13 protein-coding genes are annotated in these 14,329 nt (G+C 68.9%); 5 read left to right on the top strand and 8 right to left on the bottom strand.

The annotated features are described in order from the left end of the window. Positions 1-54: 54 nt before the first annotated feature. From DL991_RS26645 to DL991_RS26635, 3 genes are all read right to left on the bottom strand, one after another. On the bottom strand, positions 55-624 hold the full coding sequence (locus DL991_RS26645; RefSeq protein ID WP_125787086.1) for a hypothetical protein: 570 nt from the start codon (positions 622-624) through the stop codon (positions 55-57). Between the two features lie 20 nt (positions 625-644). Then, a complete protein-coding gene (yidC, locus tag DL991_RS26640; RefSeq protein ID WP_125787085.1) occupies positions 645-1,445 on the bottom strand; it encodes a membrane protein insertase YidC in 801 nt (266 codons plus the stop codon). A gap of 69 nt (positions 1,446-1,514) precedes the next feature. After that, entirely contained in the window at positions 1,515-1,871 is a 357-nt protein-coding gene (locus tag DL991_RS26635) for a DUF6412 domain-containing protein (protein ID WP_125787084.1), read from the bottom strand. 63 nt (positions 1,872-1,934) lie between these two features. On the opposite strand from DL991_RS26635, the gene DL991_RS26630 reads away from it, so the two are divergent. From DL991_RS26630 to DL991_RS26620, 3 genes are all read left to right on the top strand, one after another. Continuing rightward, on the top strand, positions 1,935-3,554 hold the full coding sequence (locus DL991_RS26630; protein WP_125787083.1) for an ABC-F family ATP-binding cassette domain-containing protein: 1,620 nt from the start codon (positions 1,935-1,937) through the stop codon (positions 3,552-3,554). Positions 3,555-3,656: 102 nt separating this feature from the next. Then, a complete protein-coding gene (locus DL991_RS26625) occupies positions 3,657-4,670 on the top strand; it encodes a YdcF family protein (RefSeq protein WP_125787082.1) in 1,014 nt (337 codons plus the stop codon). Positions 4,671-5,015: 345 nt separating this feature from the next. After that, positions 5,016-5,840, top strand: coding sequence for a class I SAM-dependent methyltransferase (locus DL991_RS26620; RefSeq protein ID WP_125787081.1), 825 nt, complete (start codon positions 5,016-5,018; stop codon positions 5,838-5,840). A 4-nt stretch (positions 5,841-5,844) separates the two neighbouring features. Here the strand turns inward: DL991_RS26620 and DL991_RS26615 are convergent, their stop codons facing one another. Continuing rightward, positions 5,845-7,446, bottom strand: a complete 1,602-nt coding sequence (locus DL991_RS26615; RefSeq protein WP_125787080.1) for an ABC-F family ATP-binding cassette domain-containing protein — start codon at positions 7,444-7,446, stop codon at positions 5,845-5,847. A gap of 378 nt (positions 7,447-7,824) precedes the next feature. Between DL991_RS26615 and DL991_RS26610 the strand changes: the two genes are divergently transcribed. Next, complete coding sequence (locus tag DL991_RS26610) at positions 7,825-8,619, top strand: DUF2382 domain-containing protein (protein WP_125787079.1); 795 nt, start codon at positions 7,825-7,827, stop codon at positions 8,617-8,619. Positions 8,620-8,661: 42 nt separating this feature from the next. Here DL991_RS26610 and DL991_RS26605 read toward each other — a convergent pair whose 3' ends face one another. Both DL991_RS26605 and DL991_RS26600 read right to left on the bottom strand, forming a co-directional pair. Continuing rightward, positions 8,662-10,329, bottom strand: coding sequence for a serine/threonine-protein kinase (locus DL991_RS26605; RefSeq protein WP_125787078.1), 1,668 nt, complete (start codon positions 10,327-10,329; stop codon positions 8,662-8,664). Continuing rightward, positions 10,326-11,108, bottom strand: coding sequence for a hypothetical protein (locus DL991_RS26600; RefSeq protein ID WP_125787077.1), 783 nt, complete (start codon positions 11,106-11,108; stop codon positions 10,326-10,328). Before DL991_RS26600 ends, DL991_RS26605 begins: the two co-directional genes overlap by 4 nt. Before the next feature lie 328 nt (positions 11,109-11,436). Between DL991_RS26600 and DL991_RS43455 the strand changes: the two genes are divergently transcribed. Continuing rightward, on the top strand, positions 11,437-12,084 hold the full coding sequence (locus DL991_RS43455) for a hypothetical protein (protein ID WP_233598993.1): 648 nt from the start codon (positions 11,437-11,439) through the stop codon (positions 12,082-12,084). Positions 12,085-12,195: 111 nt separating this feature from the next. On the opposite strand, the gene DL991_RS26590 is transcribed toward DL991_RS43455, so the two are convergent. Together DL991_RS26590 and DL991_RS26585 are read right to left on the bottom strand one after the other, a co-directional pair. Next, positions 12,196-13,179 carry a TerC/Alx family metal homeostasis membrane protein gene (locus tag DL991_RS26590; protein ID WP_125787076.1) on the bottom strand — a complete coding sequence of 328 codons (984 nt, stop codon included), beginning with the start codon at positions 13,177-13,179 and terminating at the stop codon, positions 12,196-12,198. A gap of 156 nt (positions 13,180-13,335) precedes the next feature. Further along, a complete protein-coding gene (locus tag DL991_RS26585; protein ID WP_125787075.1) occupies positions 13,336-14,139 on the bottom strand; it encodes an LLM class flavin-dependent oxidoreductase in 804 nt (267 codons plus the stop codon). Between the last annotated feature and the right edge of the window lie 190 nt (positions 14,140-14,329).

The following is a 14,329-nucleotide window of genomic DNA, read 5'->3' as shown; positions in this document are numbered from 1 at the left end:
CGGCTTTGCCCGACACGCCGGTACCGAACAGTTCTTCGCCAGATTCTCCGTGATCTAGCCGACAAGCTCGCACGCTTTGTCGGCCTTCATCGCCGCGTCGAGGCCGGGAATCTTACCGGTCTCGACGACGGACCTGTGCGACACCAAGTCGATTCCGATCACCTGGAGGGAAGACTGGGCGTAGTCGACCCCGCCCTTCGGAAGCAGCGCCAGCGACTCGGTGACCTGTTTCCGCAGCTTCCGGTAGAAGTCCAGCTCTCCGGCGGAGAGCGTGTTGGCCTCCTGCGCCGGCGGGGATGCCGGTGGCAGCTTCTCCAGTCCTCCGATCGCCGCCGCCAGCGTGGTGTCCAGTTTGGTCAGCGAAGCCGCCGCCTTCGGCAGATCCGCCTCGGTCTTGATCTCGAACCCCTTGGCCAGGGTGTAGACGATCAGTTGCATGTCCTTGACCGCGCCGCAGTAGCCGCCCGCCCAGGAGACGAGGGCGGGATCCGGACCGGTCGGAGCCGGGGCCGCCGTCGACGGCGCGGGCGCCGGCTCCGGCGGATTCGCACCGCATGCCGCGAGCAGGCAGCCGGCGACAAGCGCCATGGTCGCTCGAATGGGCGCTGCCGTCCGGATCTTCATCCGGCAGAGGGTAAACCCTGTCACGCGGGACCGGTCCCCCGCTGCTCGATCGCCGCCCTGTCGACGATCTTGGTGAGGAAATGCTGCTGTCCCAGCGTCCACACGTTGGTGGCCAGGAAGTACAACAGCACGCCGATCGGCACCGGGAAGAACGATCCCGAGACCAGCATGCCGACCGGCGCCAGGTACATCATCAGCTTGGCGATCCCCGCCGTCTCGGGGGCGGTCGCGGTCTGCCGGGTGAGTCCCGAGCGCAGCGAGAAGAACGTGGCCAGGCTCGCGATCAGCATCAACGGCACCCCGACGGCGATCATGTGGACGTGATCGGTGCCGAACGCGGCGAGCTCCGCCGCCGGTTGCGAAAGCCAGTTGCCGAGCTTCGCGCCGAACAGGTCGGCGTTCAGGAACGACTCCACCCCGGCCCGGTCGAAGACGTGGTTCGACGCGGCTCCCGGGGTGAAATCGCGCAGAACCCAGTACAGGGAAAGGAACACCGGCAGCTGGATCAGTGCCGGGAGACAACCGCCCAGCGGGCTCACCCCGGTTTCAGCGTGCAGCTTCTGGATCTCTTTCGCCATCCGCCGGCGATCCTTGCCGTACTTCTCCTTGAGCTGCCGCATCCGCGGCGCGAGCGCCTGCATGCGGCGGCCCGCCCGCAGCGCGCTGAGAGCGGGTTTGACCAGCAGCAGGCGCAGGGTGAAGACGAGGAACACGATGGACAGCACCCAGGCCACGCCCGAGTCGGGACTCGAAATGGCGCCGAAAACCTTGTGCCAGAACCAGAGAATGGCGGAAACGGGGTACAGGAAGACATCGAACATGACCGGGTCACTCCGTCGGTTGAAGGTGCATGGGCAGGAGTGACTGCCTCACCTTCGAACGAGGAGAGATCAGGCAGCCACGATGCCCGGTGACGGAGCTCGGGGACGGACGCGGCCACGCGCGTCGGGATCGCGCAGGCTCAAGTACAGCTGCGCGCGTTCGCGCAGGCTGATGGCGCGCACCTTCATCGCGGCGGCCGCCGGTTCGAGGCGGAAATGCGCCGCGAGCGCGAGCAGGATGACGGCGAGCGACGCGGTGAGGGCGGCGGCCAGCCCGAGCGGGTTGGCGACCGCCACCGACGCCGTCAGCGCGGTGGCCAGGCTCAGCGGGTTGACCCCGCCGACGACCGGGAGCACGACGAACAACTCGGGCAGGAACAGCGCAAGCATCAGCTTGAGCCGCACGCCGAAGTAGGTTCGCTCCACGTCACCGACACTACCGGAGATATTGCGTTGCGTGATTCCGGCGGCCGCGGGCAGGCTGTCGAAATGGGCCACGTCGAAGTCGCGCACGTCGAGTACTACCTACCCGACGGGCGCCTGCTCCTCGACGACGTCTCGTTCCGGGTCGGGGAAGGCAGCGTCTGCGCGCTCGTGGGCGCCAACGGGGCGGGCAAGACGACCTTGCTGCGGCTGATCTCGGGCGAAATCACACCCGACGGCGGCTCGGTGACCATCAGCGGCGGGCTCGGCGTGATGCCCCAGTTCGTCGGATCGGTGCGTGACGAACGGACAGTGCGGGACCTGCTCGTGTCCGTGTCGTCGGAAGCGCTCCGCGCCGCCGCCCGCGCCGTCGACGAGACCGAACTCGCCTTGATGGAACGCGACGACGAAGCGAGCCAGATGGCGTACGCCCAGGCGCTCGGCGACTGGGGTGACGCACGCGGCTACGAGGCCGAAGTCATGTGGGACAAGTGCACGACGGCGGCGCTCAACCTGCCGTACGAGAAGGCACGCTGGCGCGAGGTGCGCACCCTGTCCGGCGGCGAACAGAAGCGGCTGGTGCTGGAGGCGTTGCTGCTCGGCGGTTCCGGCGTCCTCCTGCTCGACGAGCCCGACAACTACCTCGACGTCCCCGGCAAGCAGTGGCTGGAAGAGCGGCTGCGTGAGACCCAGAAGACCGTGCTGTTCGTTTCGCACGACCGGGAACTCCTCGCGCGGGCGGCGAAGAAGATCGTCAGTGTCGAACCCGGGCCCGCCGGCGGAGACGTCTGGGTGCACGGCGGCGGCTTCGACACCTACCACCAGGCACGCGCGGAGCGCTTCGAACGCTTCGAGGAACTCCGCCGCCGCTGGGACGAAAAGCACGCCCAGCTCAAGAAGCTCGTCGCCGACATGCGTCAGTACGCCGCGCGCAGCGACGAAATGGCTTCGCGCTACCACGCCGCACAGACACGTTTGCGCAAGTTCGAGGAGGCCGGAGCGCCTGCCGCTCCCCCGCGTGAACAGAAGATCACCATGCGGCTGCGCGGCGGCCGGACCGGTGTCCGCGCGGTCACCTGCGAGGGGCTCGAACTCCGCGGCCTGATGAAACCCTTCGACCTGGAGGTCTTCTACGGCGAACGGGTCGCGGTGCTCGGCTCGAACGGCTCCGGCAAATCGCATTTCCTGCGATTGCTGGCGGGCGAGGACGTCGCGCACGACGGACTGTGGAAACTCGGCGCCCGCGTCATCCCCGGCCATTTCGCGCAGACACACGCCCATCCCGAACTGCTCGGGCACACGCTCGTCGACATCCTCTGGACCGGCTACGCGCGGAGCCGCGGGCCCGCGATGAACATCCTGCGCCGCTACGAACTCGACGGCCAGGGCGACCAGCGGTTCGAGAAGCTGTCCGGCGGCCAGCAGGCGCGGTTCCAGATCCTGCTGCTGGAGATCGGCGGCGCCACCATCCTGCTGCTGGACGAGCCGACCGACAACCTCGACCTCGCCTCGGCGGAGGCATTGCAACTGGCGCTCGAAGCGTACGAAGGCACCACTGTCGCGGTGACGCATGACCGGTGGTTCGCGCGCTCGTTCGATCGGTTCCTCGTGTTCGGCTCGGACGGGCAGGTGCGGGAGACGCCGGAACCGGTGTGGGACGAGCGGCCGGTGCAGCGGGCGCGGTAACACCCTGTCGGGCAAGGAAAGGCGACACACCCACCGACGGCACCACAGGTGTCCGCGTCATATGATTCAATGCCGCCGCATCGTCCGAAGGCTGGAGATCTCGTGAGGGCCGCCGCAATTCCCTTCGCCATCGCGGCCTTGTGCTGCGCGGCCTTCCTGGTGAGCTTCCTTCGCGACCGGCGCCGGCTGCGGAACGGCTTCTACCTCTTCTTCGCGCTTCTGTTCCTCGGCGTGACCTTCATCGCGCTGCTCGCCTCGGTGTCGTCGGAGGCGGCGGGCTTCGTCGCGGTCGGCGTGATCCTGCTGATCATCCCGACGGTCCTCGCGCTGACGATCTTCCTGATCTGCAACGGGATCACCATGCTCCGCCGCGAAGGACGCAGGCTGGCCAACGTGCTGTCGCTGTTGACCGGGGTCGGCATCTGCGCACTGATCGTGTTCAACGCGACGGTCACGCAACTGGCGTGGGAGCCGCTCGACATCCTTCGCGGCAGCCTCAACGGAATCGTCGTCTACGTCTCGTTCCTCTTCGTCTGCTTTCTCCTGTACTCGATCGTCTACGGCCGCATCCGCACCGAGAAAGGCGTGGACTTCGTCGTGGTGCTGGGCTCGGGACTGCTGGACGGTCATCAGGTGCCACCGCTGCTGGCCGGCCGCCTGAAGCGGGCCGAACGCGTCGTGGAGGCGGAAGCCCGCCGCGGCGGAGAGCCGATGGTGGTCACCTCGGGCGGGCAAGGGCCTGACGAGGACCTGCCGGAGTCCCACGCCATGGCCGGCTATCTGGTCGAGAACGGGCTGGGGAGGGAGCGGATCCTCCTGGAGGACCGGTCACGGACGACCTTCGAGAACCTCACCTTCAGCGCCGAGATCATGGAGCAGCGCAAGCCGGGCTACCGCTGCACAGTGGTCACGAACAACTTCCACGTGCTCCGCGCCGCCCTCATCGCCCGCCGCGCGAAGGTGAACGGCCAGGTCATCGGGTCGCCGACGGCGTGGTACTTCTGGCCGAGCGCCACCATCCGCGAATTCGTCGCCATCCTGGTCGAGCACAAGTACAAGAACCTGGTCTTCTGCGGACTCATCGTTCTTTCGCAAGTGTCGCGCGCCTGGGCGTGAGTCTTTGGTTCGTTCTGTGGAGGGGTAAGACAAAAGTGGCGCCTGGGTCGGCGCTCACCCTGTCCGTGAAGGCCTCCTTACCTACCTTGAGGGTAGTGATGGAGGCCCTCACTACCCGCCACTGTGATCCCTGGTGACACCAGGCCCTCCGGAAGTCCGTGAAGGCCTCCTTGAGGGACTCTGGGTCCCTCAAGGAGGCCTTCACGGACTTGAGGGGCCGGCCCCGCAGCCCTCCCGAAGAATTGAGACGCCGGAACGAATTCCCGGCATCACCGACCGGAGCGACCTGACAAAACCCCGGCATCCGTTTGACAACGCCGTTTTCGCCGGGGCATCGTCCTGCGCATGAGCGCTTACACGCGGCAGGCGATGGCGCGGCTGTTCGACCGGACGGCGGAGACCTACGACGCGCTCGGCGTCGACTTCTTCGGCGTGTTCGCCACGGAGCTGCTCGACCGGGTCGGGCTCGTCCCCGGTAAGCGGGTGCTGGACGTCGGCTGCGGACGGGGCGCGGTGCTGTTCCCGGCGGCCGAGCGGGTCGGCGCGGGCGGATCGGTGCTGGGTATCGACCTGTCCGCGGAAATGATCGGCCGCACCGCGAAAGATATCGAGGATCGCGGAGCCAACGCCTCGGTTTCCCTTATGGACGCCCAAGAACCGACACTGGATGAGGCCGCGTTCGACGTCCTCCTCGCGTCGTTCGTGGTGTTCTTCCTGCCGGATCCGGTCGCCGGTCTGCGGTCGTGGCATCGTCTGCTCGCGCCGGGCGGCCGGATGGGCGTGACCACGTTCGGCGCCGACGATCCTCGGTGGGCGGCCGTTCGCGAGGTGTTCAAACCGTTCGTACCGCCGGAGCTGGCCTGGACCCTGGCCGTCAGGTCCGGCCTGTTCGCCACCGTCGAGGGTTTCGGCCAGGCCGTGGAGTCGGCTGGCTTCACCGGTGTCACGTCCGTGGAACGCGTCTATCCGGTGAAGTTCGCCGACCCCGGGCACTGGATCACCTGGTCCTGGTCGCACGGCCAGCGGATGTTCTGGGAACTGATCCCGGAAGACCGCCTCGACGCCGTGCGCCGGGCCGTGCTCGCGGAGCTCGAGCCGCTGCGCGAACCCGACGACGGGAGCGTGGTGCTGGCGCAGACCGTGCGCTACACCGTCGCCCACCGCGGTTGACGGCTCACAGCGCGAGCCTCGGCCAGGACTCGGTGTCCCGCGACAGCTGCCTGTCGTGCGTGGCGATCACCACCGCGGCCGGAGTCACCTCGAGTGCGGCGGTCAGCTCGTCGACAAGCGTGGCGGACAGGTGGTTGGTCGGCTCGTCCAGCAGCACCACGTGCGGACGGCAGGCCAGCACCAGTGCCAGGTCCAGCCGTCGCCGGGCACCGACCGACAGTTCGGCCACCGGACGGTGCCGGTCGTAGCCGAAGAGCAGACCCAGCTCGCCCAGCCCCGGCCCCGGGATCCCGGCCCTGGCGAGCTGTTCGTCGTACAGCTCGATCGCCGTCCGCCTGGCAGGCAGGTCGGACTCCTGCCCCAGCCTGCCGATCCGCGCCGACCGGGAACGGGTGACCGTGCCGGTTCCCGGCTCCAGTTCCCCGGCCAGTACGGCCAGTAGCGTCGATTTACCCGCGCCGTTGGGGCCGGTGATCACCAGCCGGTCACCGCTTTCCAGCGCCAGATCGACCGATCGCGTGAGCCGTCCGGCCACCGTCACCCCGGCGGCACGGAGCAGCGTCGCGCCGCCGTGCGACGGCAGTTCGGGCATGGCGAACCGGGCGGGCGGCGGCGGAACCGCCACCACGTGCCCGGCCAGCTCTTCCTGCCGCCGGTGGACCGCGCGGACCAGCCCCGGCGCGCGAGTGGCCCGGACATGCCTGCCGGTGCCCTTGGGCGGCCGCCAGTTGTCGCGCAGCCGGTTCCGCGCCGCGGACAGATCGTCCGCCAAGCGTTGCCGTTCGGCGATCTGTTCGGCGTGCGCCGCTTCCCAGCGGGCACGTTCGGCTCGACGGGCCTCGACGTAGGCGGCGTAACCACCGCCGTAGACCCGCGGCCGGTCGTCACTCGACGGATCGAGGTCGATCACCGTGGTGGCCACGTCCGCGAGCAACGCCCTGTCATGGCTGACCAGGACGACCACGCCAGGGTGAGCGCGCAACCGTTCGGTGAGGTGGTCGAGTCCGGCGGCATCGAGGTGGTTGGTCGGCTCGTCCAGCAGCAGGACGGGATGCCCCGCGCCGAGCAGGCAGGCCAGCCGCACCCGGTGCCGCTGCCCGACCGAGAGTGTCCCGAGTGGACGATCGCGGTCGTCGACGGCGTTCAAGGCGGCCAGCGAGACTTCGACACGCCTGTCGGCGTCCCACGCGTCGAGGGCCTCGGCCTCCTCCAGTGCGGCGGCGAAGGTGTCGTCCGCGCCGGGACGGCCGTCGCTGAGCGCCTCGGTGGCGGCCTCCAGGCGAGCCAGCGCGGCGCGGACGGCGGCCAGTTCGAGGTCGATCAACGCGCCGACGGTGTCGTTCGCGCCGAGCGGGATCTGCTGGTCGGCGACACCGGCCGAACCCGAGCGGTGCACCTCGCCGCGGTCGGCGGCGAGGTCGCCGGCGAGCACCCGGAGAAGGGTGGTCTTGCCGCGACCGTTCTCCCCGACGATGGCGACACGCTCACCGGCGGCGGCGGCGAGGTCGACCCCGGAAAGGATGGGCCGTCCCCCGAAGGAGAGGTGGACGCCGGACAGGCGGACATGCGCCGCGCGCACAGGCGCGGGCGAAAGAGGGGATGACATGAAGGAACTGCCTCCAGCGAAAAGTGATGAGCAGGAAGAACGAACTCCGGTACCGCGGCTCGCGGTACCGGTGGAGGCGTCGTTCCTCAGAGGAACAGCAGTTGCTGCATCACGATCACCAGGGTAGGCCAGGTCCGCAGCTCCCCGCAGCCGATTTTCGGACGGCGGGAGATCCACACCTTCGCACCAATCCGGACCCGGCGGTCACGCCACGCAGACCCCCTTCCACCTGCGACGACACGCCGTTCCTAGCCCGTGAGAGCGCCTTCAAACCACCACTTTCGAGGGTCGCCCACAGGTGCACCACGGCGGTTGCCGTGATCACCGGTCCGGCTGACGGTGGACTTCTCAGCAGCATCGTTCGAGAGGAGAAGGCCGATGGCGAAGACCATGCAGCCGCAGGAACTCATCGACAGCGCCGTGGTCGACCCGACCGGGAACAAACTCGGGAAGGTCGGCAACGTCTATCTCGCCGACGCGACCCGCCAGCCGGAGTGGATCACCGTCAAGACGGGTCTTTTCGGCACCAAGGAGAGTTTCGTCCCGCTCTCGGGCGCTCACGCGGACCGCGACGGCGTGCACGTCCGCGTCGACAAGGACGCCGTCACCGACGCGCCCCGGATCGAGGCCGACGGGCACCTGTCCGCGGAGGAGAGCGCGCAGCTCTACAAGCACTACGGGCTGCCGATGCCGCGGACGTCGCCGGACGGCCGGATGGACGACCGGGCGCAGGCGCGACCTGGCGGCACCGGTCGCGACAAGGCCGCGATGAACGCGGGCGCAGGTATGAAGGATCGGGACAGCGAGCCCACCATGACGCGCTCCGAGGAGCGGCTGAACGTCGGCACCGAGCAGGTCGAGACCGGCCATGTCCGGTTGCGCAAGTACGTCGTCACCGAGGAGCAGCAGGTCACCGTTCCGGTCAGCCACGAAGAAGTGCGGATCGAACGGGAACCGATCACGAAGCCGGGCGGCGAGCGGGCGGAGATCACCGAGGACGAACAGGAAGTCGTACTGCACGCCGAGAAACCGGTGGTGAACAAGGAAACCGTCGCGGTCGAGCGGGCGAGGCTCAAGACCGAGACCGTCACCGAGGACCAGACGATCTCCGGCAAGGTGCGCAAGGAACAGTTCGAGGTGACGGACGACGAGGGCAAGCACCGCAAGTCGTGACCCTTGAGCGGGGGCGGCCATCGACGGCCGCCCCCGGGGGTTTCAGCGTGCGCGCCGGGCGCGTGCGGCGGCGACCACGAAGCCCGTCGCCACCGCGCCCGCGATCGAGCAGCCGACGCCGAACGACACCGCGGGCTCGTGCACTCGCAGCACCGAGACGCACAGCCACGCCGTCGCGCCGAACAGCAGGCCGAGGATCGGCCCGCCGACGAGCGCGCCCCGCCACCGATGACCGTTGCGAATGGTCCGCAACCCGGATTCCAAGTACGCCAACGCGAACAGGGCGAGGATCAGGCTGCCCGCGCCGAGCGCGCTCGCGAGCGGATGCTGCCGGGTGACGACCGTGAAGGCCCGCGGAACGCCGTCCGCCGTCATCGTCGCGGTGACGGCACCCCCGGCGATCCAGCGGGTGAGTCCGGGGAACCGAAGGTCGGCACGGAAACCGTCACCGTCGGGTTTCGGCACCGCCGACGCGGATCCGAGCGGTATCCCGGCGGCCGAAAGGTCCAGGGTGACCTGTCTCGGACTGCCCTCACCGATCACGGTCAACGTCTTGCTGAGGTCCACGGGCGCCGACGAGGCGGCGGCACCGTCGATTCTCACCGTTGTCGCCTCGTGCGGCAGCCGTTCCGGCGTGAGCAGGGTGAGCACCACGAGCGCGATCGCGGCGGCCGCCGCGGCCAGCCGGAACCAGAGCACCGCACCGGACCGGGACGCCGGCTGGAAGCTCGCGCGGGTCGCCGACAGCGTCGGATCCGGTGTGGCGCGGTGCACCGGCCGTGTCGGGCCGTCCCCGGCCGGGACCGGCGTGCTGAGCGCGGAGATCACCCGCGGGGTGAGGTGCCGGACCGGCACCCGGGAGCGTTCCAGCCAGCCCGGCCCGTACACGGCGGTGGCGGCCGACGCGAGGTCGGCCGCGAAGGTTTCCGCGTCGCGGTAACGAGAGTCGAGTTCGCGCGCGAGGCCGCGCATGACGACGTCGGCGAGCGGTGACGGCACGCCCTCGATCGGGCGCGGATCGGTGAACATGTGCTGGCGCATCATGCTGATCGCGCCGCGGGTGTTGTCGAACGGCAGTTTCCCGGACAGCAGCTCGTAGAGCACCGTGCCCGTCGAGTAGACGTCGGCGGCCGGGCTCAGCGCGTTGCCCATCGCCTGCTCGGGTGCGATGTAGGCGGGTGTGCCGAGGACTTCGCCGCCGTGCGTGACGAGGGTGGCGCCCTCGCTGATCACCTTCGCGATGCCGAAGTCGGCCACCTTCATCACGCCTTGCGTGGTGAAGAGCAAGTTCTTCGGCTTGACGTCGAGATGCAGCACGCCGGCTTCGTGCGCCGCGTGGAGTCCGGCCAGCGTCGCCAGCCCGATCGCGCAGGCCTGTTCCCCGCTGATCGCCCCGCTTCGGAATCGGCTGTGCACCGTGCCGCCGTCGAGGCGTTCCATCACCATCAGGTGCTCGCGACCGGTACGCACGTAGTCGTAGACGGGCACGATGTGCGGGTGGTCGAGGCTGGCCAGCACCCGCGCTTCACGGTCGAAGAGCTCGCTGCTGACGGCGTGGTTCAGCACGTCCCACGGCAGCTGCTTGATGGCGACGTCACGGCGCAGCGAACGGTGGACGCCCGCGAAGACGACCCCCATCCCGCCCTGGCCGATCGCGGCCCCGATCTCGTACTGCGGCAGTGCGGCGACGACCTCGACGGGTGCGCTCATCGGTTGAATTCCTTGGTGGCATCGGGAAAGCGCACCGTCTCGTCGGCACCGGGCGCCGGATGCGGGGTCAGATAGCCGAGCAGGAACGCGAGGACGGCGGCGCCGAGGACCACCGGGATCTCGATCGACGGCTCCGGCGGGACGAGCCGCAGCACCGACAGCGAGACGACGGCGACGAGTCCGGTCCCGAAACCGGCGGGCAGGAAGCGCAGGCCGCGGCGCCACCGATTGGCGGGGAGGCGGTGGCGGGCGAGCGCGAGCAGGGCGGTCAGCCACGCCAGCACGGTGAGCACGAGCATCGCAAGCCCGAAGGCGCCGTAGACGGACCAGAAGGACCCACGGATGTCGGCGACCGTGGACGCCTCGCCGAGCGTGCCCCGCTGGGCGTCCAGCAGTTCGACGGTCGACGGGAGCAGCCCGATCGCCTGGCCGGACAGGTCGGCCATGTCCAGCACGAAGGTCCGCGTGACCCGGCTGTGCGCGGGGACTTCGAACGGTGCCGTGGTGTCATAGGCGAAGAACGTCAGAGCGAGCGCGACGCCGGACACCCGTACGCTGCGGACCTTGACCGAGGTCCCGCCGCTGTTGGTCGCCGTGACGGTCAGTTCGATCTGCTTCGCCGGGTCGATCATGACCGTGGCGTTGGTGATCGGCCGGTCGTCCAGGGTGACCGCGAGGTCGAGCCTGGCACTGCCGGCACCGTCCGCACTGGCCGGTGGTGAGCCGAGGAGGACCGCGCAAAGACCCAACGCAACCCCTGCCGCGATGACACGTCCCATTTTGCGCATCCCCTGTTTGCGTAATCCGACTGGTCCGGAATGCTACAGCGAGTACTTACCGGAGAGGGACGTCCCAATGCGTATCATGGTTCGCCTGATATTCGGCATCGTGACCGGGTTGTTGTTCCTGGTTTCCCAGGTGGGAGCGGGAAACGCGCAGCAGTCCCCTTATCAGTCCACGGTTGGTTTGAAACCTTCGAGCGGCCCCGCGGGGAGTTCTTTCACCATTTCCTGGAATTTCTCCCCGTGCAAAGGACCGATTTCTTTCTCGTGGGACGGGGCGGCCATTACGTCGGTCGGCGCCCCCAGCGGACAGGTGGCGGCGACGGTGCCGGGCAACGCGACACCCGGCAGTCACGCGGTCTCGGGCACCTGCACGAACGCGCGGACCGGTCAGCCGCTGACCGGCGGCGCGAACTTCCGGGTGACCGGCACCGTGACCACGGCGCCGCCGACGACGAAGGTGCCTCCGACGACGAAGCCGACCGTCCCGGTGACCACACCGACCCGGCCGGGGACGACCACCACACCGACCACCCCGGTCACCACGACGACCCCGCCCACGACGACACCGCCGTCCACAACGGACACTCCCCCGCCGCCGACCGGCGTCCCTTCGTCGAGCAGCAGCCCGCCGCCGGGGCCGAACGACCTGGTCCTCGACCGCCCGAGCGTGCAGCCCGGCGACAGGCTGTCCGCGACGGGCAAGGGCTGCACCCCCGGCGAACGCGTCACCCTGACGTCGGACGGCGAGCGCGTCGGCGGCGCCTACGCCGACGGCACCGGCGCCTTCACCGCGGATGTGGAGTTCACCCGGATCGAGGCGGGCAAACACACCGTCGTCGCGGACTGCGGCGTGCGCTTGACCGGCGCCGTCGAGCAGGTCGTGACCAGTTCGTCCGGCGGGCACAGCGGCACCATGGTGGTGCTGGTGTTCTTCGTGCTGGCCGGGATCACCGTGATCCGTTTCCCCTGACCCTCAGCGCGGTGGCCGCATCGCCGCGAAGACCAGCAGCAACGCGGCGAGGAAGAGGGCGGCGACCGCCACGTCGATCAGGAAGCCGACGACTAGTCCGGTGATCATCGCTCACTCCTTTGCCATCCGGGCGGCTTCGCGACGGCGTGCGTACAGGCTGGTGAACGAGACCGTGACGAGGACGGCGACGATCACGCCCAGCGAGACCGGCGTCGGGATCTGCGGCACCTCCGGCCAGATCCCGTGTGCCCAGTGCAGGACCAGCTTCACCCCGATGAAGGCGAGGATGATCGCGAGGCCGTGGTTCAGGTGGATCAGCTTCGCGAGCGCCGAATGGAGCACGAAGTACAGGGCACGCAGCCCCATCAGGGCGAAGGCGTTGGTGGCGAACACGAGGTACGGGTCTTCGGTGATGCCGTAGACGGCGGGCACCGAGTCGACCGCGAACACGACGTCGGTGGCGAAGACCGCGACGACCACGACGGCCAGCGGGGTGAGCGCACGGCGCCCGTGTTCACGCACGGTCAACCGGGTGCCGCGGTAGTCGTCGGTGACCGGCATCAGTTTGCGCAGCAACCGGACCGACCGCAGCTGCGAGAGATCCATCTCGGCCGGGCCGTCGGACATGGCCTCGCGCAGGATCTTGAGCGCCGAGACCAGCAGGATCACGCCGAAAACGAGGAACGCCCAGGTGCCGGCCGACAGCATCGCGGCACCGGCCGCGATGAACACGCCGCGGAGCACCAGCGCGCCCACGATGCCGTACAGCAGCACGCGTTGCTGCACGGCGGGCGGGACCGCGAAGGCGGCGAGCAGCAGCATGAAGACGAACAGGTTGTCCACCGACAGGGACTTCTCGACGACGAAACCCGTCATGAACTCGAGCGCCTGGCCGCCACCGAACTCGAGCCACAGCCAGAGCCCGAACACGACCGGGAGCGCCAAGTAGAAGACCGACCAGCCGACGGCCTCCCGCATCGACACCTCGTGCGGGCGGCGGGTGACGGCGAAATCGGCGACGAGCAGTCCCAGCAGGACGGCGATGCTGATCGCCCACAACCCCGGTGATCCCACGGTTGCCACGGACTCGGGCATGAAGCCTCCTCGAACTCGAAGTTCGAGGTCTCCTTCACCCGATGGGCGGCCTCCCGGGGACACAGCGGAGTGTCCGTATTGACCGGGCAGACCCTTGGGAAGTACTCCCCTCGCCGGTCCAGTATCGCACTTGGTAAAGAGTTATTAAAGACCGGGTCAAGCGGGGCCCTCCCGCAGCACACCGCGCACCACGTCGACGGACAGGTCGTCCCACGGGAATTCGGCCATCCACCAGGTCGCCCCCGCCCGCTCGTACGGCGCGAGATCCGTGCCCGCGGGGACGCCGATGACGAAGTCGTACGGCTTCTCCGTGTCCTGGCGCCATCCGGTGATCGTCTCGACCACTTCGGCGAACTCGTCCGCGTGCGGCAGGTGCACCGGGAAGAACCCGTCGTACCGCGCGGCCCTGCGCATCGGCTTCGTCTTCCCGGGGAAGCCCGCCAGCCAGACCGGGATCGGGCGCGCGGGACGAGGCAGGAAGGTGATGTCGTCGACCGTGTAGTGCGCGCCGTGATGCCGCACCGGCTCACCGGACCAGGCGGCGGTGAGGATCTCGAGCGATTCGTCCAGCATCTCGCCGCGTTTGCGGTCGTCCGGCTCGTCGCCGGTCTTCGAGAACTCCCCGCCGAAGCGGTCGCTGCCGAGCCCCGCGCCGAGGATCAGCCGTCCGTCACCCAACCGGTCCAAGGTGGCCGTCTCGCGGGCGAGCTTGACCGGGCGGCGACGGGCCAGTGGCGTGACCATCGGACCGAAGACGAGGTTCTCGGTGGCGGAGGCGACGGCGGCGAGGGTGATCCACGGATCGGCGACGGCGCGCACCGGCTCGCGCCAGCGGACGTGGTCCCAGACGAACAGACCGTGCCAGCCCGCCTCCTCGGCCTCGGCGGCGAGGCGCGCGATGATCACCGGATCGGCCAGTTCGTCGAAGATCGGCAGCCAAAGTGCTGAGCGCAGGTTCATGCCTGCGACCGTACGAGGAAATCCCCAGCCACGGCGTGCTCCAAGACGGCACACGCGTGTCTCCAGCCGTAACTCGCGTGATTGAAGCCGCAACTCGCGTGATTGAAGCCGTAACTCACGTGTGCGGAGCCGGAAGACTCGTGCGGTCCGGCCTCAACCGAGTTACGCCTCCAATCACGTGAGTTACGCC

Source organism: Amycolatopsis sp. WAC 01375 (genome assembly GCF_003947325.1).
Taxonomy (GTDB): Bacteria; Actinomycetota; Actinomycetes; order Mycobacteriales; family Pseudonocardiaceae; genus Amycolatopsis.
Note: the sequence above shows the minus strand (reverse complement) of the source record. Positions and strands in the feature narration are given on the sequence as shown.

Excerpts from the sequence above, each read along its gene's own strand:
- DL991_RS26645 (WP_125787086.1), bottom strand. The coding sequence starts at position 624 with ATGAAGATCCGGACGGCAGCGCCCATTCGAGCGACCATGGCGCTTGTC.
- yidC (WP_125787085.1), bottom strand. The coding sequence starts at position 1,445 with ATGTTCGATGTCTTCCTGTACCCCGTTTCCGCCATTCTCTGGTTCTGG.
- DL991_RS26630 (WP_125787083.1), top strand. The coding sequence starts at position 1,935 with ATGGGCCACGTCGAAGTCGCGCACGTCGAGTACTACCTACCCGACGGG.
- DL991_RS26620 (WP_125787081.1), top strand. The coding sequence starts at position 5,016 with ATGAGCGCTTACACGCGGCAGGCGATGGCGCGGCTGTTCGACCGGACG.
- DL991_RS26615 (WP_125787080.1), bottom strand. The coding sequence starts at position 7,446 with ATGTCATCCCCTCTTTCGCCCGCGCCTGTGCGCGCGGCGCATGTCCGC.
- DL991_RS26610 (WP_125787079.1), top strand. The coding sequence starts at position 7,825 with ATGGCGAAGACCATGCAGCCGCAGGAACTCATCGACAGCGCCGTGGTC.
- DL991_RS26605 (WP_125787078.1), bottom strand. The coding sequence starts at position 10,329 with ATGAGCGCACCCGTCGAGGTCGTCGCCGCACTGCCGCAGTACGAGATC.
- DL991_RS26600 (WP_125787077.1), bottom strand. The coding sequence starts at position 11,108 with ATGGGACGTGTCATCGCGGCAGGGGTTGCGTTGGGTCTTTGCGCGGTC.
- DL991_RS26590 (WP_125787076.1), bottom strand. The coding sequence starts at position 13,179 with ATGCCCGAGTCCGTGGCAACCGTGGGATCACCGGGGTTGTGGGCGATC.
- DL991_RS26585 (WP_125787075.1), bottom strand. The coding sequence starts at position 14,139 with ATGAACCTGCGCTCAGCACTTTGGCTGCCGATCTTCGACGAACTGGCC.